Annotated in this window: 20 protein-coding genes and 1 other RNA gene; 8 read left to right on the top strand and 13 right to left on the bottom strand. The window is 53.2% G+C overall.

Features of this window, described 5'->3' with window-relative positions; genetic code table 11:
* Window positions 1-46 precede the first annotated feature (46 nt).
* Window positions 47-1267 (bottom strand): diguanylate phosphodiesterase, encoded by a 1221-nt coding sequence (locus PI91_RS11835; RefSeq protein WP_039266179.1) that lies wholly within the window; start codon window positions 1265-1267, stop codon window positions 47-49.
* Window positions 1268-1606: 339 nt separating this feature from the next.
* Here PI91_RS11835 and ycgZ point away from each other — a divergent pair, with 339 nt between their 5' ends.
* The 4 genes from ycgZ to fdhF all read left to right on the top strand — a co-directional run bounded on the left by ycgZ (window position 1607) and on the right by fdhF (window position 4820).
* Window positions 1607-1846 carry a regulatory protein YcgZ gene (ycgZ, locus tag PI91_RS11830; protein ID WP_008500634.1) on the top strand — a complete coding sequence of 80 codons (240 nt, stop codon included), beginning with the start codon at window positions 1607-1609 and terminating at the stop codon, window positions 1844-1846.
* A gap of 4 nt (window positions 1847-1850) precedes the next feature.
* A complete protein-coding gene (locus PI91_RS11825; RefSeq protein WP_021241105.1) occupies window positions 1851-2171 on the top strand; it encodes a hypothetical protein in 321 nt (106 codons plus the stop codon).
* 29 nt (window positions 2172-2200) lie between these two features.
* Complete coding sequence (locus tag PI91_RS11820; protein WP_008500635.1) at window positions 2201-2479, top strand: biofilm/acid-resistance regulator YmgB/AriR; 279 nt, start codon at window positions 2201-2203, stop codon at window positions 2477-2479.
* 190 nt (window positions 2480-2669) lie between these two features.
* Window positions 2670-4820: a formate dehydrogenase subunit alpha gene (gene fdhF, locus PI91_RS11815; RefSeq protein WP_039266178.1), complete on the top strand. Its 2151-nt coding sequence runs from the start codon at window positions 2670-2672 to the stop codon at window positions 4818-4820.
* A 67-nt stretch (window positions 4821-4887) separates the two neighbouring features.
* Here fdhF and PI91_RS11810 read toward each other — a convergent pair whose 3' ends face one another.
* The 8 genes from PI91_RS11810 to PI91_RS11775 form a co-directional block, all read right to left on the bottom strand.
* Complete coding sequence (locus PI91_RS11810) at window positions 4888-5529, bottom strand: LuxR C-terminal-related transcriptional regulator (RefSeq protein ID WP_032651576.1); 642 nt, start codon at window positions 5527-5529, stop codon at window positions 4888-4890.
* A 3-nt stretch (window positions 5530-5532) separates the two neighbouring features.
* The gene (locus PI91_RS24155; RefSeq protein WP_071993444.1) at window positions 5533-6219 is read right to left on the bottom strand and encodes an EAL domain-containing protein; all 687 of its coding nucleotides are present in this window, start codon (window positions 6217-6219) and stop codon (window positions 5533-5535) included.
* Window positions 6220-6261: 42 nt separating this feature from the next.
* Window positions 6262-6771 (bottom strand): fimbrial protein, encoded by a 510-nt coding sequence (locus tag PI91_RS11800; protein ID WP_032674608.1) that lies wholly within the window; start codon window positions 6769-6771, stop codon window positions 6262-6264.
* A 12-nt stretch (window positions 6772-6783) separates the two neighbouring features.
* The gene (locus PI91_RS26015; RefSeq protein ID WP_039266177.1) at window positions 6784-7293 is read right to left on the bottom strand and encodes a fimbrial protein; all 510 of its coding nucleotides are present in this window, start codon (window positions 7291-7293) and stop codon (window positions 6784-6786) included.
* 10 nt (window positions 7294-7303) lie between these two features.
* Window positions 7304-8227: a spore coat protein U domain-containing protein gene (locus tag PI91_RS24705; RefSeq protein WP_032674606.1), complete on the bottom strand. Its 924-nt coding sequence runs from the start codon at window positions 8225-8227 to the stop codon at window positions 7304-7306.
* A gap of 8 nt (window positions 8228-8235) precedes the next feature.
* Complete coding sequence (locus PI91_RS11785) at window positions 8236-10776, bottom strand: fimbria/pilus outer membrane usher protein (RefSeq protein WP_039266176.1); 2541 nt, start codon at window positions 10774-10776, stop codon at window positions 8236-8238.
* 40 nt (window positions 10777-10816) lie between these two features.
* Window positions 10817-11494 (bottom strand): molecular chaperone, encoded by a 678-nt coding sequence (locus tag PI91_RS11780; RefSeq protein ID WP_032651564.1) that lies wholly within the window; start codon window positions 11492-11494, stop codon window positions 10817-10819.
* 61 nt (window positions 11495-11555) lie between these two features.
* Entirely contained in the window at window positions 11556-12074 is a 519-nt protein-coding gene (locus PI91_RS11775) for a fimbrial protein (protein ID WP_032651563.1), read from the bottom strand.
* 504 nt (window positions 12075-12578) lie between these two features.
* On the opposite strand from PI91_RS11775, the gene PI91_RS11770 reads away from it, so the two are divergent.
* Together PI91_RS11770 and PI91_RS11765 are read left to right on the top strand one after the other, a co-directional pair.
* The gene (locus PI91_RS11770) at window positions 12579-13238 is read left to right on the top strand and encodes a winged helix-turn-helix transcriptional regulator (protein ID WP_032651561.1); all 660 of its coding nucleotides are present in this window, start codon (window positions 12579-12581) and stop codon (window positions 13236-13238) included.
* Between the two features lie 84 nt (window positions 13239-13322).
* Entirely contained in the window at window positions 13323-13964 is a 642-nt protein-coding gene (locus tag PI91_RS11765) for a winged helix-turn-helix transcriptional regulator (RefSeq protein ID WP_032651560.1), read from the top strand.
* Window positions 13965-14014: 50 nt separating this feature from the next.
* On the opposite strand, the gene PI91_RS11760 is transcribed toward PI91_RS11765, so the two are convergent.
* The 3 genes from PI91_RS11760 to PI91_RS11750 all read right to left on the bottom strand — a co-directional run bounded on the left by PI91_RS11760 (window position 14015) and on the right by PI91_RS11750 (window position 17758).
* Window positions 14015-14209, bottom strand: coding sequence for a YdiH family protein (locus PI91_RS11760; protein ID WP_003857766.1), 195 nt, complete (start codon window positions 14207-14209; stop codon window positions 14015-14017).
* Window positions 14210-14294: 85 nt separating this feature from the next.
* Window positions 14295-14705: a 1,4-dihydroxy-2-naphthoyl-CoA hydrolase gene (menI, locus tag PI91_RS11755; RefSeq protein ID WP_008500638.1), complete on the bottom strand. Its 411-nt coding sequence runs from the start codon at window positions 14703-14705 to the stop codon at window positions 14295-14297.
* Complete coding sequence (locus PI91_RS11750) at window positions 14702-17758, bottom strand: FAD-binding and (Fe-S)-binding domain-containing protein (protein WP_039266175.1); 3057 nt, start codon at window positions 17756-17758, stop codon at window positions 14702-14704. The genes menI and PI91_RS11750 overlap by 4 nt, the downstream gene beginning before the upstream one ends.
* A 200-nt stretch (window positions 17759-17958) precedes the next feature.
* Here PI91_RS11750 and ydiK point away from each other — a divergent pair, with 200 nt between their 5' ends.
* Both ydiK and rprA read left to right on the top strand, forming a co-directional pair.
* Window positions 17959-19074: an AI-2E family transporter YdiK gene (gene ydiK / locus PI91_RS11745; protein WP_039266174.1), complete on the top strand. Its 1116-nt coding sequence runs from the start codon at window positions 17959-17961 to the stop codon at window positions 19072-19074.
* Between the two features lie 207 nt (window positions 19075-19281).
* An RNA gene (rprA, locus tag PI91_RS24700) (antisense sRNA RprA) lies at window positions 19282-19389 on the top strand.
* 5 nt (window positions 19390-19394) lie between these two features.
* Here rprA and PI91_RS11740 read toward each other — a convergent pair.
* Complete coding sequence (locus PI91_RS11740) at window positions 19395-21770, bottom strand: glycoside hydrolase family 3 N-terminal domain-containing protein (protein ID WP_039266173.1); 2376 nt, start codon at window positions 21768-21770, stop codon at window positions 19395-19397.

Here is a 21770-nt window from a genome sequence, read left to right as displayed (position 1 = left end):
ATTTACCGTTCGTACAGTTACGTCTGTCCGATTGTGTACAGCTTTATCACAATTCGAACTTTTTCTCCGGCCACGCAATGGCTGGAATCCCGCCGTGCCGGGGGCTGGCAAAAAGATGCCCCTGGAACTGGGAAATCCCCGCAGATTCCAGCCACATCCACTCTTCCGCCTTCTCTACTCCAACCGCGCAGAACTGGATTTCAAGCGAGGAACAGCATTTGATGATGGCCTGAATAATGGCCTGTCGGGGGCCACTTTTATGCACGTTCGCGACCAAATCACGATTAATCTTAATTCTGTCAGGCTGGAAGTGGGCCAGTAGCTGCAGCCCGGCAAAACCGGCACCAAAGTGATCGATCGTCACGCTGATACCCGCGCTTTTTAACTGCCTGACCGAATCCGTGAACTCATCAAAGCGGGAAATGGCTTCGCTCTCGGTGAACTCCACCACGATTTGTTCAGGTACAAAACCGTTTGCTTCGATCGCGGTAAGCAGAAAATCCACGGCATTGGGAATGTTAACCAGCGTCATAGGAAGCAGGTTAAGGGATAACGTCTGGTCCTGTAACCCCAGCGCGCTGGCCATGGAGAGCGCCACCTGCTTGCTTTGCAAATCAGACGCGTACACTTCCTCATGCGGAAGGCTGGCGAAATAAGCTCCCGGCGAGTCGCCGGACGGGGTGCGGAGAAGCGCCTCCCAGGAGACAACCTGCTGCATAAATGGATCGACTATCGGCTGGAACGCGAAGCTGCAATCCGCCCCCTTCGCGACCACCTCAGGTTGCGCGGACAAGCGCGTTTCTTCGCGAACGAATTCCCATGAGTCCGCAGGCGGCAGTTCAAAATAGTTCGCTTTTTCCGTGGCCTCGACAAAGGTGCGGAAAAACTGCAGAGGGCGGTCGTTATATGTCAGCTGGTAGCGTGTCGTCCCCTTATTGAGCACCTGCTGCAGTACCTCGTCCCTGTCGAAGTGGCGCAAATCAAAAAGCTCCATACCCACGTTGCCAAAACGCCGGACAGGCCCGTGATCGCGCATTAACTCGACCACGTTATGGTGGCGCGGGTCGTTGCAGATCTGCTCATAGATAGCCGAAACCTGCTCAACCGGCCCCTCCAGCAGTTGAAAAAAATGTGTGCCGTTAAACAGCAAGATCCCCGTGACATTGGATTGCCGATTTTTACGATTTGCAGCAGCGACCATTGCTTCCAGCGCTTTCACTGGAACGTCCTCGCAGATATGACTGCGGTAAATGATGGTTGTGAGCATGCTATTCCTGGGGGTTAGGGTTTTGGCCACGAAAGACGTGGGTAATGTTCATTTATAGCACATTAATTGCCTGACAAATAATTTACATCTCAACCATTTACGGCAGTTAATGAGACCTTTTGACTCGGCTGTACAACTTACCAGCACCTGCGCTTTTTGTACAATATATCCTGCACTCGCCCCCCATCACAACGCCAACCCAACGCAATGAAAAATAAATGATTTATAAGATGTATCGTAAAAAATCTAAAAAATTGTACATTTTAGATGTACAGATTTGGAAATTATGTATACCTTAAATGTAACGTTACTGATTACAAAATTTTACAGGAGCGAAACATGCAGCAGAAAGGTTACGTCGCAGATTCCGCAGCAGCAATCGCACAGTACTTCGAAAAAGCCGCGCTTCCTACCCAGCAGGAAACGCTGGGCCAGGTGGTTGTTGAAATTCTCAGCGACGGGCGAAACCTTAATCGCAAATCGCTTTGTACAAAATTGCTGAGTCGCCTCGAAAAGGCCGATGGGCCGGAAGAGGAAGAGCATTACCACATGCTGCTTGGTCTGCTCTTCGAACGGTAAGGATATGAATCGCAGTAACGCAGACCGATTGATAGACCAGCTTATCGGTGAAGCCGTTCTCTCTCTTCTGAAAGAGCGGGGGCCGGTGACAACAGAAGGCTTGCTACAGCGTCTGCGGGTCATGAAAGAACATGAAAAGGATCCCCAGCGGCGGGAGACACTTGCGATGGTGATTGCCGAGATCGGCTCAAACAGCATCGCCTTTACACGTCGCAGAACCGCGCAAGGACGAACAAAAAGAGAGGGATCTCTCAACGATAACCGAGACAATGTAGTGCCGTTATTTGGAAGTGGAAAACCGTCCGATCCCAAAAAAATACATTGACTGCAATTTAACAGCTACGGTGAGAACAAATGAGACAAAATATTCAGCTTCAACCCGAATATCACTCTGCTTTTTTAGACAGTGCGCTGGCGGAGTATTTCCGCCATGCAGGCGATCGTTTTGCTGAAGAGTCCGCTATTTTTTCTACTGCAGTACGCTGTGTTCTGGCCTCTGAAGGCCATCTTTCCAATAAAGCGATCATCCTCTGGCTCATTCAGACGCTGGAATCCACCAACGACGTGGTTCAGGCGGATGTGATTCGTAAGACGCTGGAAATCGTGGTGGGTTACACCATGGACGATCTCTGAGTTCCTGCTCGCCGCGCCCCCTAACGTGTCATCGTCAAAACTGACGATCGGCCTGACGATGACACGCGCCCTCCCCCATAACACCCTGTAATACACGCAAAGCCAACCTGGCACGCTTTCTGCTTATCTCCGCATACGGGACTGGTTTTTCCAGTCAACTTTGCTTCATTTCTTAACAGGTCTGTTATTGATGAAAAAGATCGCCAGCGTCTGCCCGTACTGCGGTGCAGGCTGTAAATTGAACCTTGTCGTTGAAAATAACCGTATCATCCGTGCCGAAGCGGCAGAGGGGGTCACAAACCAGGGCACCTTATGTCTGAAAGGGTTTTACGGCTGGGACTTCCTCAACGACACCCGTCTTCTCACCCCCCGCCTTACCCAGCCCATGATCCGCTACCGCAAAGGCGAAGCCTTCACCCCCGTTACCTGGGAAGAGGCGATCCGCTACACCGCCCACAGGCTCAGCAGCATTAAAGCGCAGCACGGGCCGCGGTCGATCATGACCACCGGCTCCTCTCGCGGCACCGGCAATGAAACCAACTACGTGATGCAAAAGTTTGCCCGCGCGGTGCTGAACACCAACAACGTGGACTGCTGCGCGCGCGTCTGTCATGGCCCGTCCGTGGCGGGTTTACAGGAAACGCTCGGCAACGGCGCGATGAGCAACGCCATTAACGATATTGAAAACTCAAAATGCCTGCTGGTGTTTGGCTATAACTGCGCGGACTCCCACCCTATCGTTGCCCGCCGCGTGCTGAAAGCGCGTGAAAACGGCGCAAAAATTATTGTCTGCGATCCGCGCCGTATTGAAACGGCGCGTATTGCCGACCAACATCTTCAGCTGAAAAACGGCAGCAACATGGCGCTGGTGAACGCCTTTGGCTATGTGCTGCTGGAAGAGGAGCTGTACGATAAAAGCTACGTGGCGCGTTTTACGGAAGGGCTTGAGGCCTACCGGCAAACGGTAAAAGACTATGCGCCGGAAAAGGTCGAACATCTTACCGGCATCCCCGCCCGTGACGTCCGCCAGGCAATGCGCACCTTCGCAGCGGCCCCTTCCGCCACCGTGATGTGGGGGATGGGCGTGACCCAGTTTGGACAGGCTGTGGATGTGGTCAAAGGGCTGTCCAGCCTGGCGCTGCTGACCGGGAATCTCGGTCGCCCTGCCGTCGGCGTCGGGCCGGTGCGCGGTCAGAACAACGTCCAGGGTGCCTGCGATATGGGCGTTCTGCCGAATATGTTCCCCGGCTATCAGGATGTGACCGATCCGGCGGTCAGGCAGAAGTTCGCCGACGCCTGGGGAATTGACGTCAATGAGATGGACGATCGCGTCGGGACGCGCATTACCGAAGTGCCGCACCTTGCGCTGGAAGGCAAGGTTAAGGCCTATTACATCATGGGAGAAGATCCGCTTCAGACCGAAGCCGATCTTGGCCTGGTGCGCAGCGGTTTTGAGGCGCTCGATTTTGTCGTGGTTCAGGACATCTTTATGACCAAAACGGCAGAGGTGGCGGACGTTCTGCTCCCGGCCACGTCCTGGGGTGAACACGGCGGCGTCTTTACCTGTGCCGATCGCGGCTTCCAGCGTTTTGGCAAAGCCATCGACGCCAGCGGCAACGTGAAGCGCGACTGGGAGATCATCAGCCTGCTCGCCACCGAGATGGGCTACCCGATGCATTATGACTCCAACCAGCAGATCTGGGACGAGATGCGCGCGCTGTGCCCGCTCTTCTACGGCGTGACGTATGAAAAAATGGGCGAGATGGGCCACGTGCAGTGGCCCTGCCCGACGCTGGATCACCCCGGAACGCCGTACCTGTACAAAGACAATCAGTTCGACACGCCGAGCGGTAAAGGGCAACTCTTTGCCGCACCGTGGCGCGCGCCGGCGGAAACCCCGGATGCGGATTTCCCGCTGGTGCTGTGTACGGTACGCGAGGTGGGACACTACTCCTGCCGCTCCATGACCGGGAACTGCGCCGCGCTGCAAAGCCTGGCCGACGAGCCGGGTCGGGTGCAAATGAACCCTGCCGATGCAGAAAAGCTGGGCATTACTGACAGGCAGCTGGTCTGGGTACGTTCACGTCGCGGGAAAGTGATTACCCGCGCCAGCATCAGCGAGCGTATCAACGCCGGGGCCGTCTATATGACCTATCAGTGGTGGATTGGCGCCTGCAACGAGCTGACCCAGGACAACCTCGATCCCATCTCCAAAACCCCGGAAACGAAGTACTGCGCGGTGCAGCTGGAGGCGATTGAGGACCAGCGCTGGGCGGAGGACTATGCCGCGTCGGCGTATCAGTCCATGAAGTCGCGGCTGATGAGTGCGGCGAACGTCTGAGGAAAACAGGAATTAGCAAAAGTTTTACCCGGCACTGGGATGATCATCTTTTTGGCCGGGTAATTCCCTAACGAAATTGATCTAATGCTTCGCGAAACAAATTCGGGTTACAGCGTTTTTCCAGTAAGCTGTTCAGGAGTTCAAGCAACTCGTGCTCATTGCTCAGGTTGTACTTATGCATAACAGCATACTTATGGGCATAGACCGTCTTTGGCGTGAGCATCATCTCCCTGGCTATGTTTTTGACGGATTCCCCCTTGTAAATCCCGGCCATTATATTTAATTCGCGCTGTGATAACGTTTTATGCTTACAGCTTTCGCAGGCTTTTGAAAAGAAAGGGAGAGCGGAAGCACTGTATGCACCCCATGCCTGACGGAATACCCTTTTCAACAGATAGAGTGGCGCTGAGCGTGACACAAAGAAAGTCTGCTGAATGCAGAACGGTAAAAACGATGATGACGGTTCTTCCGCTTCTATAATACCAATGATGGCGCATTTAGGCGCACACTTTAATTCTGGGAAACAGGTATAATGCTCACCTTTGCTGAACGCATAAACGATTATTTCCGCCCGAGCAATATTCTCCACCTCATAGCCTTTGAGAAAATTGACGTTTTTTGCATATTCATTGTTAAAAAAATCTTCAACAAATGACCTGAGGCTATGGTGATATAAAAAGTCATCTTCTTTAATTAAAACATTTATCATTTATTAGACCGAGACATAATCAATATTCAACCTTTTTTCAGGCCAAAGAAATCCCTGCATTAAATTGCACCCTGAACCCTGAGCCAAAGCAAAGAGCTCGTTATCTTCGATGCCTTCAATAAGTACTTGCTCTACCATTACTGAGCAGTAAGCTATCATTGATTGTAAGACCCAGGGGGTACATCTATTTTCCCATAAGCTTTTTTTATCTACTTTAACGCCATCAAATACGCTAATACGTTCACCCAGCAGCGCTAAATGCTCGCTTTTAACATCATCTAACCATATCTTTGCACCTGTTTTTTTTATCTTCTGATGCAATGTATTAAAACTGTCTCGCTCTTCATTTGTTAGCAAAATGAAATTACATGGATCTTGCACCTCAATAACGATACCAGAACGCAGGCTGGGCAATATTTCACTGACCAATTCGGATTGGCATAATAACCTTGCGGGGACGTTAATAAAATAGTCACCGGCCTCTTCACACAGAGAAATTATACGCAACTGCCAGCGCAGCAAACGAGAGCTTGCATTTAAAGACATCTTTTCAAAAAACGTTTCGCAGTCAATTCCCTGACGTAAGGTACTTAGCATCTCCCATGCCTTTATCTTGTTTTCCTGTGAAGAATAGATAGGCTGGAACCGAACACCACATATAGCATGCCCAAGCAAGGAATTAATCAACATGGAGGTCTCAAACATATTATTTTGAAAAAGATATTTCAGCCGTTATTGATAGGTAAAATCAACGTTCATTACTGACTGGAACGTTCCGGCAGTGGAATTTCCCTGCGGCGTAAACATTCTCGCTGACAGCGGGAATGTCGAACTGCGCGTGCTGCTGTCGACATTCACCTGCATTGTGCTGTTCACGCTATATGTTGTCGCATGATCCCTGCTGGCAATACGTAATGCCACATTGTTACTGGTTCCGCTGTTTTTCCATGCCGTGGGATCTTGCGTATCGGCATTACCGGTAAATTTGGCCGTTACGCTGCTGGTGCCAGCTGGGCAACTTTGCACCAGCAGATCAAAATCAGACCAGACGCCCCCATCACCGGCATTAATGAGATTCTGCTTTGTATCTTCCCCCAGATTGACCACTTTCGAAACGGTGCCCGTGTCAACGACACACGGGCTGGCAATAACCTGGCCTGTAACGTTGATATTGGTATCAGCGCAGGTAATTAACGGGGCTGAACTCAAGAGGAAGGCAGATAAAAAGAGTTTAGTATTCATATAATTTTACTTTCACTGATAACTCATTGTAACAATTATAACCGAATTAATCGTACCAGGTGTCGTATTGCCATAAAGAGAATATGCGCCAGCTTTAAGTGCCATCGATGCTGTACGGTCGCTCTGCACTGGTAAAAATACTGTAGAACCAGGACCTAAAGAATCACCCGTCACGCCATTATACAAAAGAACATAAACATTCCCTGCCGTACCTGAATTCTCATAAAGATTAGGCGCATCATGTGATGCAGAACCCCCTATATCAGCTCGGACAGTACTGGTGCCTGTTGGGCAATTTGTGACTGTCAGTGTAAACGGTACCGCAGTAGATGATGAGTCAGGAGCTGCCAGTGCTGTTGCCTGAATATTACCTAAATCAACATTAAGGCTGCTTGCTCCTCCGTTGACAATACAGGGTGATGCCACGATATTACCTGTCACGTTAATATTTACCGTATCTGCTGAATAAGACAAAAACGGTATCATTGCGGACAAGCTCAGGACTAAACATTTAATATTCATATCTTCCCCCTTATTGATAGGTAATGTTCAACGTTGCTGTTGTGTTCGCTGTCCCAGGTAAAACAACAGATTTAGTCTGATAATAACGGGCCACGATTGGGAATGACGCCAACCCACCGCCAGATTGCTGCAGGAAAACGGTATTATTAAGATTAAGAGGTGTACCACCATATAATATTTGTACACCTACTCCCTGCGCTACCCCCGGGCCACCCTGACCCGATAACGCTAAAACGCTGGTATTGGCCACATCAGGGTTTTGCTGTCCACTCAAAGAAATGTTGATATTTGCGCCAGGATTGCAGGTTAAGCCGAGAGTCTGCGAAACCTGAGTATTAACTGGCGTTGTACCCACTGTTGAGCCAAAGCTTGTCGCAGGGATATTACCTATCGGAAAACTCAGCGATCCAGAAGAAAGACTACAGGCAAGTGTCGTAATGCTTCCGCCAGTGATGTTCCATGTCGCAATGAAAAATTGGTTTGAAATAGATACGTTAGCAATTTGACCGCTGCGTAGCGATCCGGATGCAGCAGGATCAGATGTCCTGACCAACTCAACTTTATACATATATGACGCGCTATAAGTACCAAGAGCAAATGCCATAGGAAAGTAGTGGTGGAACCCGCCGCCTGAATCATTTTCTGACACACGTATGCCGTACCCACTTACGCCTATATCATAAAGGTTATTTCCCAGAGAGGTACCGTTCATCGCTTCCTGATAGGTATTCGAGGAATCAGTACATGAGAAATTCACATTGTAAATACCCGACTGTGCAGCGACAACCGTTCCTGGCGCCACGTCCCGCTGCGCAGTAATTGTATTAAAATTTAAATTAAAGTTTTGCGTAGCGATATTGTTCGTACAGCCTGCAAAGCTTTCTACGGATATTAACGTCAAAAGCAACAGCAAAAAATATTTAAATGCATTCATTTTCTTTCCTATCGACAGACAGTACTGACAACCGCAATGTTATTTTTAACATCGGTAGGTTTTAACACGTATGAGGCTTTACACTGCTTATCACTACCCTCACCCCATTGCGCGATAAGGTCGACATTCTCGCCTAGGCCTGTGAGATAAACCTGTCCATTATCGCCGACAATAAAGCCGCTGTTTTTAATACCACCTACGCTGACAATCGCCCCAAAGGGAATGGGCTGTCCGTTACCACGCAATAACGTAAATAATGCACGTTGACCGACGTTGGCAGTGTATTCAGCGCGAACAACAGCCCCACGCGTTGGCACAACGGTTCGGGTCGTGAGATCCAGTTCTACATCATCGGACATACTTTCTGGGTCGATTACGATATCGTTTTTACGGTAGACGTTGACGTTATTTACCGTGGTATATCCCCGATAGTCCGTTTTCGCGCCCGTTTGGTTTCGCACCGTCAGACCTTTCGCTCCCGGCACTTTTACCAGAACGTTCGTTTCGCCCAGCGGTTGCGATAACGTCACGCCGTCAGCATGCGCGATGACCCCGCCCTGGATACCGTAGTTCAGACGCTCATTGTTCTGGTCGTAGCTGTATCCGGCCGTCACCTCAGCATAGGTCCCCTTGTAATCACCGTTCACGTTGCCGCTGTATCCGACATTATTGCTGCCATATCCCTGCTGAACGTTCCAGTTCAGGGCATTGTTTTCCAGCGCGGTGCCGTTGATGCCAACCGTATGGGTCGTTCCGCTATTTTTACTGTTATTGACGCTGTAGTTTGCCCACGTCTGCGGCAGGAATTTATCCAGCGGCACGCTGATGTTAAACGCCACCATCCGGTCTTTGTCATAGCTCGTCGGGTTACCGTAGGTACCAGGCGTCCCGTTACGCGTTGAGGTATACGTCAAACCGTAGCTGATGCCGTTCCAGAAATTGTTATATCCCAGACTCCAGGACTCCATCGCTCGCCCGGAGTTCCAGTAATCTTCCCGGACAGCGCTCACCATGATCGAGCCTAATGAACCGCCCAGAGACTGGTTCATCGTCAGCTCCATACGGTTACGACGTCTGTTTTGCATCACACCGTTATCGCCATAGGAATCAAGCACTTCCTGCATACCGTAAAAGCCTTTAGTCGAATAGCGGTAGCCTGCAATAGCAAAGTTAGTGCCGGTGTTGACAAAGTTCTTACTGTAGCGTGCTCGCCAGGACTGGCCGCTATCGCTCGGCAGATTTTGTGGGGTGGACCATGCCTGAATGACGTCGACAGAAACTGCGCCGAGATCTCCCATGTTCTTACCCATACCGGCAGCGACCGACTGGTAGCGGCTGGACGTTTGACCACCGCCGTATGCCGTTAAGCCATACGGTAAGCCATAGATGCCCGTAATTTGCGCAAACGGCGTCTTATCTACACTACTGTTGTAGGAACGATATTGCCCACCCGTGACGGCGTACTTAAATCGCCCTTCTCGCTGCAGTACAGGCAATGACGCAAAGGGAACGGTGAATTGTTGAATGCTACCGTCAGCCTCTTTTATCGTGACCTGCAGATCGCCTGCTCCCCCTGTCGGATACATATCCGTAATCTCGAAGGCACCAGGCGCAACGTAGGTCTGGTAAATCTCATACCCATTCTGACGGACAATGACCTGCGCATTGGTACGCGCGATACCGCGGACGACGGGTGCGTACCCTTTGAGGGAGTCGGGTTGCATATCATCATCGGAGGCCAGCTGCGCACCGCGGAACGGCATGCTGTCGAAGACATCAGCGGGCGCAGTGCTATCGCCAAGGGTCATCTGCGCTTTTAGCGGAACGATCGCGCGCTGGGCGTAGGTATAAACGCTATCCCATTTGTCCTTGCCATCTTCATCCCGTGACCAGGTCGTGTAATTGCGCAGACGCCATGGCCCGATATTGATTCCCGGACGCAAATTAGCGTACTGCGTGTTGCTGGTATCACTGCTCCCGTTGCGCGAGCGGTTGTTGGCGCCACTCAGGCTGTAGTTGAGCAGCGCAGCCGTGATACCGTCATCCCACTGTTCTGGTGGAACGTATCCACGCGCCTGACGAGAAATGGCCGCCTGCGGGATGCTGATGAGCAGACGCTGTGCGCCAAACTGGAATTCAGTGGATCCGGATGGTATCGCGTGCAGGTTCGCACAACGCTCGTTGTCCACCGCCAGCGCCGGGAATAGATCGGTTTTTACGCCCCACTCTTTAAGCTGCTCCACGGTCAGACAAGGTTCTAATTTCCCCTCATCATTGGGAGCACCAGAGGTTTTGAATTCGATATCACGCGTATCAACAAGTTCGTTATCCAGCATCACATCGACGTGATAGGTTCCCGGCGCCTGCGAGCCCGCTTCAAACGCAGCGAGATCGGCTTTACCTCCATTTTGCGGATTATCGAGTTCAACCAGGTCCGGGTTGAAGTAATCACGCGCCATGGCATTCTGCATTGAACCCGCGAGGGCAAATGCAATTAATAAAGCCAATCGCGCAGGTTTAAAATTATTATATTCCCTTACTATCATCATTCACGTCACCTTGGAAACGACATTCCAAAACCAATTATTTTCACAAGCTTGCGCTTTGCACGTCACTCACCGCCCCATAATCATTAATGACTTTATAATTAATAGAGGTTGAGTTAGCGCCAGCAGGCAGCGTGAAATTCATTGATTCCCCAGGAAGTACATACGAAACATTTTCAATTTTTTTACCGCCCAGACTGATTTCATTGAAGTTAATGACATAGCTGGTTGGGTTGGTAACCTGAAGTTGATTTCCATTCCGGCGCCAGGTTAACTGATGACTCAACTCCTGCGGCTGCTGAGACTTTAAGCCTGCCGGACGGTATATCAGCTTAATGCGCGTTTTAATCGCAATTTGCAGCGTATTATCTTTTTTGGGCGCTGACGGTATCGCTTTAATATTTAGCCAGTAGAGACTTTCTTTATCCTGTGGCAAATTGCCGGTCACAACGACACGCTCAATGTTTTGCTGTCCACCATCGAGACGATAAAGTGGAGGGGTAATAATAAAAGGAGCTTTCTCAGCGCCACCATTTAATGTCTCAACCCATGACTGAATAAGGTACGGCGTCTTATCCGGGTTGTTAACATCAATGGAAGCTTCTTTTTTATTGCCATCATAGACGACACGCGTTCCGCCAATAATAACACCCGCATTGGCGGCGGACACGCTTGCTGAAATCACTGCGCAGGCAATTAAAGTTTTGCTAAGAAAATTCATTTTACACCTCGATAAAAAAGGGCCGTATACCGGCCCTCATATATTTTTCCGGTCAGGAAGATTACTGGTAGCTAACGGAGAAGTTAGCTACACCGTTTGCTGGACCTACGCCAACAGTTGCAGACGTTGCTTCGTACTGAGCAAAGAAGTCCAGCGTGTTTGGTACAGTTTCAGCCAGGCTGTATACGTGGCTGTTAACACCCGCCAGCGGCAGATCCTGGCTATCAGCCGTCATCAGGTTAATAGCAACACCCGTTGCGCCACCGGTTACAGCCAGCAGGTTAGAGTTTGCTGGATCTGCAGAACCGTCAAACTTGATGGTTGCGCCAGTTACGGTTGCCGGGCAGTTGGTCAGAACGATTGAGAATTTAGTCGCAGCGGTTTTATCGCCAGCAGCGGTAAATTCAGATTTGCTGTAACGGCCCAGATCAACGGTCTGGTTTACAGAACCCGCATCAACGGTGCACGCTGCATCGATGATTTCGCCGGTAAAATTAACGGTACCAGCAGAAGCGAATGCATTAGACATGGTCAGAGCAGCAGTCGCAGCGAAAGCAGCAGCAATAATCGTCTTTTTCATGATTTATATCCTTAGTAACTTTATTTATAACTATCATTTCGGCAACATCATCCCTATGGTTTATTCGACCATTTATATGTGCCGGTTTTAAAAGTGCCGTAAGCATAACGTTGAACCCTCTCCCTTTAAATAACAGACAACGTCTGCAAACAAGACAGGAGCTTCAATGCTGTTCACTGGCTGAAACGAAATTTATTAAAATGCCCGATAAAAGACAATTTAATTTTCAGTCCAACTGTAGACCTTAACCCTATAAAGAAAACATTAACCTTTTAATAACTTCACATACAGAATCAAAGCCCAAGAAAATTCTTACATTCAAATAAAAAACCAGTCCAAACATAGACCAGTCACTCGCTAATAAATAAATCAAGAACTTATAATAACTATTACTTTAACGGTCTACATTTAGACCGGTAGGGTATATTTCCCTGGTGCTTAACGTTTTAGATAATGCGGCTATGTGCGCATGCTCAACTGCACCGGTTAAAACAGAGGTTAACTATGAATACCAGGCTAGAGACGTTATCCCCTCAGGCGCGGATCTCCGCCTTAGCGACAAAACCTTTCTCCGCAATTGAATTACTCATTAATCACATGGTGCCATTCTCAGAGCGGATGGTAATCGAGAAAGGTGAGGTTATGCACTATTATCGCGACGAAGCACGCTATTGCTTTTTATTGTTAAGCGGCAGCGTTGCCCTGCACCGTCGAGGGGATGGCATCATTCTCAACTCTGAGTCGGCTCCCTTTGTTCTGGGCGTCAGTAACCAGCATACCAACGGCCATATGTACGTCAGGGCGTTAGAAACATCTGAGATTGGTATGCTGGCGCTCGCCAGCTTCAATCAGATCATTGCGAATGACAATTTGTGGGAACACTTCGCCAGGCTGCTAATGTATTCGGCTTCCCGGGTATACGAGCATTGCGCGATGATATCGCAGCTGTCCGCGTACGATATTATCTGCACTCAGCTCGTGGAGCTTATGCAGGAACCCGAGTCCATTCGGGAACATACTACTGCGGCAAATTACATTAAGAGCCGTACATGGCTTTCACGTAGCGGCATCATGCGGATCCTCTCCGAACTCAGAACAGGCGGATACATTACGATGCAGCGTGGGGTTCTACAGGAGATAAATCATTTACCGTTAAAGTATTGATAACACCTTGCTGAGTTAGAGCCTGAAAGCCCTGTCGGCGCTATAATGTTTCGATAATACAATGAAACAGTAAGGTCGTTATCTATGCCAGATTTTGAGGACATCGCAGATGATCGTTATCGCTCATCACCTTTCGCGAGTGAACTAATTGCACATCTGCGTCCCTTTGCTGTCTTTCATACGACAGTCGTCGGAGAACGTTTAGAGCATACAATTCATGGTGAGGCCATGTGCTACCTCATACTGGAGGGAAGCGTGGCCTCCTACCGCCGGGATGATGAGACCCTGTTGTTCACCGTGCAGGCCCCCGCTTTGTTTGGGATAGGCAATGTGACGGACGTCTTTTTTGATGAGTATTGTAAAGTCATTACACCAGGGCTGACGGGTGTTATCTCGGTAGAAAAAGCGCGGGAAGTTGTGGAAACCCACAATCTCTGGAACATTCTATCTCAACATATTATGCATGTTACCAATCGCCTCTATAAAAACATGCTTCATCGAATTGCGCCCTCTGCCTATGAGATTATTCGTGGACAGTTAATCGATTTGATGCGCGAAGAAGACACTTTTCGCAAATCGATAACCGCTGAACGCTATATTCGCGATAAAACCCACCTCTCCCGCAGCGGCGTGATGCGCATTCTGGCGGATTTGAAAACCGGCGGATTTATCGAAATGGAAGAAGGCAGGCTTATCAAAATCAACAAGCTCCCCGCTAAATACTGAATCTCAGGCACAAAAAAGGCCGCAGTTGCGGCCTTTTCAACATTACTCTCTCAATGGACGTGAACGCCCAACCGCCAGGCAAAGTAGATCTCTTCTTTCAGCTCATTCGAAGAGAGCGCCAGCAAATCTGTAAATTCCAGCTCAAGCTGTTTCAGCTTTTTCAGGTACTGCGCCGGGGACAGATTGCTCTTATCGCGACGTAAATATTCAATTGCCAGCTGTGTTGGGGTTATTTCAGTATCCATGATGTCCTCGCTTATGTACAAAACCTGACCAGTATATCACAACCCGCTGGCTAGTTTTTGACCAAAGGCAAAACATCTGAAAACTTTACACGACCGCTGTCGTCAACCTTGAAGAGCAGCACAGGCGATCCTGCTCGTCGAGAATGTCAATCTGCCACACCTGGTGGCGACTACCGGCGTGCAGCGCGCGGCACACGCCGCGCACGCGCCCGCTGCGTACCGAGCGGATATGATTAGCATTCACCTCGAGTCCGACCACCTTCTGCTCCCCTTCGGTACAGAGATATCCCGCCACCGAGCCCAGGGTTTCGGCCAGCACGACGGACGCCCCGCCGTGCAATAAACCAAACGGCTGGTGGGTGCGATGATCGACAGGCATGGTGGCCTCAATGTCATCGTCGCCAATGCGGGTGAACTGGATATCCAGCAGCCCCACCATATTCCCCTCGCCCATGGCGTTCAGCGCCTGCAGCGTCACGGCACGTTTCCAGATCATCCAATTATCTCCAGTAAAGCCTGCAATGGGTGGCGTACGCCGTTACCCTCTACCCGTTTCACCTGGCTGCGGCAGGAGTATCCCGTCGCCAGACAGCGGTTTCGCGGCAAGCGCTGCATCGCCTGATGCCAGGACAGCTCATAAATGCCGAGCGAGTTGGCGTGGTTTTTCACTTCGTGTCCGTACGTGCCGGCCATGCCGCAGCAGCCCACGCTAACGCTCTCCAGCTTCGCGCCGAAGCGGGCAAAGACGGACGCCCACTGCGCGGGGGCGCCAGGCAGCGCGGTGACTTCCGTGCAGTGTCCGAACAGATACCACGGCTCACCGCTGACGTCCTGAACCGCTTTGTCTTCCAGGGCCGTCGGCAGCCACTCGTGCACCAGCATGACGTGGAAATCACCGCGCTTATCGCCCAGCGTCTGCCTGTATTCATCGCGGTAGCACAGCACCAGCGCCGGGTCGACGCCGACCATCGGTATCCCGAGTTGCGCCACGCGGTTTAAGAAGTCAGATGTTTTCTGCGCGGTCTTCGCAAAGCGCGTCAGGAAGCCTTTAATGTGCTGCGCCTTGCCGTTGGGCGAGAACGGCAGCACAACCGGCTGATAGCCCAGCTTTTCCGACAGGCGGATAAAGTCCGCAACCACCTGGGCATCGTAGTAGCTGGTAAACGGATCCTGCACCACCAGCACCACCTTCGCTTTTTGCTCGGGCGTGAGCGCCTCCAACTGCTCCAGGGTCATGTTCGCCGAACGATGCCCGACGAGCTGGCGCTGCAGAGACGGCACCGACAGCAGCGGCAGATCGACCATGCCGATATGCTTTTCGGAAAGCTTGCGCACCAGCGGCTGGTTGATAAAGAAGTTGAAGGTCTTCGGCGCGCGCGCCATCAGCGGCGCATAGCTCTCTACCGTCGCCACCAGATGGTCGCGTACCGGACGCAGATAGCGCGTGTGGTAAAGCTGCAGGAAGCGCGAGCGGAATTCCGGGACGTCGATTTTAATCGGGCACTGGGTCGAGCAGGCTTTACAGGCCAGACAGCCGGACATCGCCTCTTTCACCTCATGGGAGAAATCATACTCGCCCTTGTTGGCATGCCAGCTGTTGCGGGTGCGCTCAATCAGCGAGCGCAGGCTGGCCCGTTTTTCCGGCAGCTCCTGCTCCAGCCTGAGAGGATCGACGCCACGGTCCGCCAGCAGACGCAGCCACTCGCGCACCAGCGTCGCCCTCCCTTTCGGCGAATGAATGCGGTTGCTGGTGATTTTCATTGACGGACACATCGGGCTTTTCACGTCAAAGTTAAAGCACAGGCCGTTGCCGTTGCACTCCATCGCGCCGCGCCAGGAGGAGCGCACCGCAATCGGGATCTGTCTGTCGTAGGTGCCGCGCTTGACGGCATCCACCTGCAGCATGGGGGCGTCCACGCCTTCTGGCGGGCAGATTTTACCCGGGTTGAGGCGGTTATGCGGGTCGAAAGCCGCTTTCACCTTGCGCAGCTCCGCATAGAGCTGTTCGCCGAAGAACGCCGGACTGTATTCTGCGCGGAACCCTTTCCCGTGCTCGCCCCAAAGCAGACCGCCGTATTTAGCGGTTAAGGCCACCACGTCGTCGGAGATCTGCTTCATCAGGATCTCCTGCTGCGGGTCGCACATATCCAGCGCCGGACGCACGTGCAGCACCCCGGCATCGACGTGGCCAAACATGCCGTAGCTCAGGCCGTGGCTGTCCAGCAGGGCGCGAAACTCGACGATATAATCCGCCAGATGCTCAGGCGGCACGCAGGTATCTTCGGCAAAGGGAATCGGCTTCGCCGCCCCTTTCGCATTGCCGAGCAGACCCACGGCTTTTTTACGCATCGCATAGATACGCTCAATCCCGGCCAGATCGTTACAGAGTTGCCAGCCGATCACGCCGCCTTCGCCCTGCGAAATCAGCTCATCCAGCCGCTGGCAGAGCGTGGTGACCTGGCTCTCAATCAGCGCCGCGTCGTCGCCAGCAAATTCCACGATGTTAAGACCGAGCATCTCTTTGTCCGGCACGTCGGTAATGAGATCGCTGACGGAGTGCCAGACAATATCTTCCCGGGCCAGGTTGAGCACTTTGGAGTCGACCGTCTCAACCGACAGCGCTTTCGCCTCCACCATAAACGGCGCATTGCGCAGGGCGGAGTCGAAAGAGTCATATTTGACGTTCACCAGACGACGCACCTTCGGCAGGCGGGTGATATCCAGCCGCGCCTCGGTGATAAACGCCAGCGTCCCTTCGGAACCGGTGAGCACGCGGGTTAAATCGAACTGGGTCAGGTCGTCGTTAAAGACGTGGCGCAGGTCGTAGCCCGTTAAGAAGCGGTTCAGTTTGGGGAATTTGTCGAGAATAAGCTGGCGGTTGTCGCGGCAGCGCTCCAGCACGGTACGGTAGATGCGTCCGCTGGCGGTGTTATCTTTCCCCAGCGTTTCCGCCAGTTCGACCGGCATCGGCTGCGTATCGAGAATATCGCCGCCCAGCAGAACCGCACGCACGCCCAGCACGTGATCGGAGGTTTTGCCGTAGACCAGCGAGCCCTGACCGGAGGCATCCGTGTTGATCATCCCGCCGAGGGTCGCGCGGTTACTGGTGGAAAGTTCCGGGGCAAAAAAGTAGCCGTAAGGCTTGAGGTACTGGTTAAGCTGATCTTTGATAACGCCCGCTTCGACCCGCACCCACCCCTCTTCCGGGTTGATCTCAATGATGCGGTTCATATAGCGCGACATATCAACAATGATGCCCTGGTTCAGCGCCTGACCGTTGGTCCCGGTGCCGCCGCCGCGCGGCGTAAAGACCAGCGAGGCAAAGCGCTCCTGCGTGGCGAGTCGGGCAATCAGCGCCACGTCGGCCGTAGAACGAGGGAAAACGACGGCATCGGGAAGAAGCTGGTAAATACTGTTATCGGTTGCCATCGTCAGCCTGTCGGCATAGTTCGTGGCGGTATCACCTGTAAAACCCTGTTGCTCCAGTGCCTGCAAAAAATTAAGCACCAGCTGAACGACGCCGGGTGCCTGGGAAATCTGTGGGATCATGACTGTCGACCCTAATTAGAGTAATGTGAAATCGTTTGCGTTGTGTCCGGAAAGTTTTATCACATTTTTTTCTTATGTGCTTCGTAGAATTACGGGCAAAATCCGCCTGTCAAAAACCGCTGAGATCATTAATGATTAAAGAGATGCGGTTTTCCGTTCCCGCCAGCCGCGCTGGCGTTCTTTTAAGGAAAGTTTCATTTATGGTCAATCTTCGCCAGCCCAGGGATGTTGCGCAAATTTTGCTGTCGGTGCTGTTCCTGGCCCTCATGATTATTGCGTGTCTGTGGATTGTTCAACCCTTTATTCTTGGCTTCGCCTGGGCCGCGACCGTTGTCGTTGCCACGTGGCCTCTGCTGCTGCGCTTGCAGAAGCTGCTGTTCGGCCGCCGCGGGTTAGCGGTGCTGGTCATGACGCTGCTGCTGTTCCTGCTGTTTATTATTCCCATTGCGCTGCTGGTAAACAGTCTCGTCGACTCCAGCGGCCCGGTGATCCGCGCCGTGACCAGCGGCGATCTCACGCTGCCGGATCTCACCTGGCTGAACAGCATTCCGGTCGTGGGCACCAAGCTCTACAGCGGCTGGCACAGCCTGCTGGAGATGGGCGGCAGCGCGCTGATGGCAAAAGTGCGCCCGTATATTGGCACCACCACCACCTGGTTTGTGGGTCAGGCGGCGCATATTGGCCGCTTTATGATGCACTGTACCCTGATGCTGCTCTTCAGCGCCCTGCTTTACTGGCGCGGTGAGCAGGTGGCTTTGGGCGTTCGTCACTTTGCCACCCGCCTGGCGGGCAAACGCGGTGACGCGGCGGTACTGCTGGCAGCGCAGGCCGTACGCGCGGTAGCGCTGGGCGTGGTGGTCACCGCGCTGGTGCAGGCGGTGCTGGGCGGTATTGGTCTGGCGATTTCCGGCGTACCGTATGCCACGATATTCACCGTTGTCATGCTGATGACCTGTCTTGCACAACTGGGGCCGCTGCTGGTGCTGGTGCCCTGCATTATCTGGCTCTACTGGACGGGAGATACCACATGGGGAACGGTGCTGCTGGTCTGGAGCTGCGTGGTCGGCACCATGGATAACGTCATTCGCCCGATTCTTATCCGTATGGGCGCAGACCTGCCGCTGATCCTGATCCTCTCCGGGGTTATTGGCGGCTTGATTGCCTTCGGCATGATTGGCCTGTTTATCGGCCCGGTGCTGCTCGCCGTTACCTGGCGTCTGTTCTCCGCCTGGGTGCATGAAATTCCGCCGCCGGGAACCGACCCGGACGTGATTTTGAGCGAACTGGAAGAGCTGGAAGAGAAGAACACGCATTAAGTTTTTGCCGGGTGGCGCTAACGCTTACCCGGCCTACATCCCCCCACCCAATACTTTAACGCTGCTAAAGTATTTATTCGTTGCACACTGGTCAGACCCGCAATTTCTGCACTCAATCTGCTCATAACCTCAAGAAATCTTTATATCTCTTTAACTATTGAGACGAATCCGATCGACGCTAAAAGCGGACATGCCTACTATTAGCACACGGTTATAAATCAACACCTTGATTTATAAGCATGGAAATCCCCTGAGTGAAACAACGAATTGCTGTGTGTAGTCTTTGCCCATCTCCCACGATGGGCTTTTTTTTATCCTGACTACGCGCGCGTAACCTCACAGGTACTGAGCATCCGCCACTCGGCAGGCAGCACCCGCGTTTCCCCGGTCACATTGACCGTCACCACCTGGCGGATATCCGCCGACGATGCGCCAACCTGCAGTTCAAACTCGCCCGGCTCAACGATGCGTTTCCCGTCGCGACGGGTGAAGTTGAACATCTCCACCGGCAGCGTAAAGCTGAGCGTGGCGGTTTCGCCCGGCGAGAGCGTGACGCGCTGGAAGGCCTTCAGCTCCTGGAGCGGCCGAACCTGGGTGGCGACCTTATCCCTGACGTAAACCTGCACCACCTCGCTGCCGCTGCGTTCCCCGGTATTGGTGATATCCACGCTCAGCGTCACCTCGCCGTCGACCGGCACGCTGCTTGCAGCGACGCGGGCAGCATTCCAGCGAAACGTCGTCCAGCCGAGGCCGAAGCCAAACGGATAACGTGAACCGAAGTGGAACGCAAACGGCGTGCCCCCGCTTTTAAGCTTGTGATTGTAGTAATACGGCATGGCCCCGGCGCTTTTCGGCACGCTCACCACCAGACGCCCCTGCGGCTCTGCACGTCCCGTTAACACGTCCGCAATGGCCCAGCCCCCTTCCTGCCCCGGTGCCCAGGCCACGATCAGCGCGGCCACCTTGTCCTCCAGGCCCTGAAGAGTGTAAGGACGCCCGCCGGTCATCACGACAATCACCGGTTTGCCCGTCGCCACCAGCGCCTCCAGCAGCTGTTGCTGCACGCCCGGCAGATTCAGTGAGTCGGTGTCGGAACCTTCCCCCACGGTACCGCTCTGGAACAGCCCGGCGAGATCGCCCACGCAGGCCACCACCACGTCACTCTCCTGCGCGGCGTTGACAGCCTCGGGGATAAGGGCGGTGCTTTGCGACACGGGAGACTGCTGCATCGGTTTACCGCCGCTGTCGCCCGGGAAGACCGGCGCACCCGCCATCCGTTTCTCGATGATGTGACACCCTTTGGCGTAACGGACCTGAGACGCGCCGAGGTAGTGCTCCAGCGCCGCGCGCGGGGTCGTCACCTGCGAGGTCTCCTCCACCATATCGCTGATGATCAGATGCACCGGAAAGCTGTAGCCGCTGAGCAACGCCAGCGGATCGTCTGCCGTCGGCCCCACCAGCACCACGCGGGGTTTACCATTCAGCGGCAGAATGCCGTTGTTTTCCAGCAGCGTGACCGATTTTGTCGCCACCTCCCGCGCCACCTGGCGGGTCATCTCATTTTGCAGATCGATGCCGTTTTCATCGGCATACGGGTTCTCAAACAGGCCGAGACGGAATTTTTCGGTCAGCACACGGCCCACAATCTCATCCACTTTCGCCATAGAGATCAGCCCGCGCTCAACGGCGTCTGCCAGATGGCGTGCGCAGTCATCTTTCGGCAGCTCAACGTCCAGCCCGGCGTTGAAGGCCAGCGCGGCGGATTCGGCCGCATCGTGGGAAATGCCGTGATGCTGGTGCAGCAGGCTGACGCCGCCGTAGTCCGCCACAATAATGCCGTCGAAGCCCCACTGTTCGCGCAGGACGGTGGTCAGCAGGAAGCTGTCGCTGTGCCCCGGCTGATTGTCGATATCGTGGTAGGCGGGCATGACCGAACCGGCGTTTGCCAGCTTAACCGCCATTTCAAACGGCAGCAGGAAGGTGTCGTTCAGTTCGCTAAAGCCCAGATGTACCGGCGCATGGTTGCGCGCTCCTTCGCTGAACGAGTGGCCCACGTAGTGCTTGAGCGTCGCCAGCAGGTCGCGCCTATCGCCCTGTAAGCCCTTCACGTAGGCGGTCGCCATCACGCCCACCAGCCAGGGATCTTCCCCGAAGGTCTCTTCGGTTCGCCCCCAGCGCACGTCGCGGGAAACGTCCAGCACCGGCGCCAGCCCCTGCTGGCAGCCGACGGATCGCGCCTCTTTGCCAATCTGCTCTGCCGCGCGCTGCACCAGTTCCGGATCCCAGGTCGAACCGTAGTTCAGCGACGACGGGAACAGCGTGGCGTCTTTGCACAGCAGCCCCACCAGGCACTCTTCATGGAACAGGGCCGGAATGCCGAGGCGCGTCTCCTCCATCATCAAGCGCTGCAGGCGGTTGGCGGCGCGCACGCCGGTTTTCGCGTCAACGATATGGGTACCCAGCGGACGGGTGAGCTGCCCGACGCCCAACTTCAGCCGTTCGCTCAGCGCGGCCTGCTCGCTCACGCCGGCGAATTCGTCGCTGAGGTCGCTGCGCTCGCGGTGGTTGCCGTTTTCATCGAGGATCAGCCAGTACGCATGCATCTGGGCGAACTTCTCTTCCGGGGTCATACGCGCCAGTAAATCGGCGACGCGCTCGTGCACGGGACGTCCCGCGTCCTTATAGATAGCTTTCAT

It is taken from the genome of Enterobacter sp. FB, assembly GCF_000805795.1.
GTDB lineage: Bacteria > Pseudomonadota > Gammaproteobacteria > Enterobacterales > Enterobacteriaceae > Enterobacter > Enterobacter roggenkampii.
This window is presented reverse-complemented; position numbering and strand designations above follow the sequence as displayed.

What these genes read in the sequence shown, in the direction of transcription:
- PI91_RS11835 (WP_039266179.1), bottom strand. Translation starts at nt 1,267, where the DNA reads ATGCTCACAACCATCATTTACCGCAGTCATATCTGCGAGGACGTTCCA.
- PI91_RS11770 (WP_032651561.1), top strand. Translation starts at nt 12,579, where the DNA reads ATGAATACCAGGCTAGAGACGTTATCCCCTCAGGCGCGGATCTCCGCC.
- PI91_RS11810 (WP_032651576.1), bottom strand. Translation starts at nt 5,529, where the DNA reads ATGATAAATGTTTTAATTAAAGAAGATGACTTTTTATATCACCATAGC.
- PI91_RS11765 (WP_032651560.1), top strand. Translation starts at nt 13,323, where the DNA reads ATGCCAGATTTTGAGGACATCGCAGATGATCGTTATCGCTCATCACCT.
- PI91_RS11760 (WP_003857766.1), bottom strand. Translation starts at nt 14,209, where the DNA reads ATGGATACTGAAATAACCCCAACACAGCTGGCAATTGAATATTTACGT.
- PI91_RS11785 (WP_039266176.1), bottom strand. Translation starts at nt 10,776, where the DNA reads ATGATGATAGTAAGGGAATATAATAATTTTAAACCTGCGCGATTGGCT.
- PI91_RS26015 (WP_039266177.1), bottom strand. Translation starts at nt 7,293, where the DNA reads ATGAATATTAAATGTTTAGTCCTGAGCTTGTCCGCAATGATACCGTTT.
- PI91_RS11800 (WP_032674608.1), bottom strand. Translation starts at nt 6,771, where the DNA reads ATGAATACTAAACTCTTTTTATCTGCCTTCCTCTTGAGTTCAGCCCCG.
- fdhF (WP_039266178.1), top strand. Translation starts at nt 2,670, where the DNA reads ATGAAAAAGATCGCCAGCGTCTGCCCGTACTGCGGTGCAGGCTGTAAA.
- ydiK (WP_039266174.1), top strand. Translation starts at nt 17,959, where the DNA reads ATGGTCAATCTTCGCCAGCCCAGGGATGTTGCGCAAATTTTGCTGTCG.
- ycgZ (WP_008500634.1), top strand. Translation starts at nt 1,607, where the DNA reads ATGCAGCAGAAAGGTTACGTCGCAGATTCCGCAGCAGCAATCGCACAG.
- PI91_RS11780 (WP_032651564.1), bottom strand. Translation starts at nt 11,494, where the DNA reads ATGAATTTTCTTAGCAAAACTTTAATTGCCTGCGCAGTGATTTCAGCA.
- PI91_RS11820 (WP_008500635.1), top strand. Translation starts at nt 2,201, where the DNA reads ATGAGACAAAATATTCAGCTTCAACCCGAATATCACTCTGCTTTTTTA.
- PI91_RS11825 (WP_021241105.1), top strand. Translation starts at nt 1,851, where the DNA reads ATGAATCGCAGTAACGCAGACCGATTGATAGACCAGCTTATCGGTGAA.
- PI91_RS11775 (WP_032651563.1), bottom strand. Translation starts at nt 12,074, where the DNA reads ATGAAAAAGACGATTATTGCTGCTGCTTTCGCTGCGACTGCTGCTCTG.
- PI91_RS24155 (WP_071993444.1), bottom strand. Translation starts at nt 6,219, where the DNA reads ATGTTGATTAATTCCTTGCTTGGGCATGCTATATGTGGTGTTCGGTTC.
- PI91_RS24705 (WP_032674606.1), bottom strand. Translation starts at nt 8,227, where the DNA reads ATGAATGCATTTAAATATTTTTTGCTGTTGCTTTTGACGTTAATATCC.
- PI91_RS11750 (WP_039266175.1), bottom strand. Translation starts at nt 17,758, where the DNA reads ATGATCCCACAGATTTCCCAGGCACCCGGCGTCGTTCAGCTGGTGCTT.
- menI (WP_008500638.1), bottom strand. Translation starts at nt 14,705, where the DNA reads ATGATCTGGAAACGTGCCGTGACGCTGCAGGCGCTGAACGCCATGGGC.
- PI91_RS11740 (WP_039266173.1), bottom strand. Translation starts at nt 21,770, where the DNA reads ATGAAAGCTATCTATAAGGACGCGGGACGTCCCGTGCACGAGCGCGTC.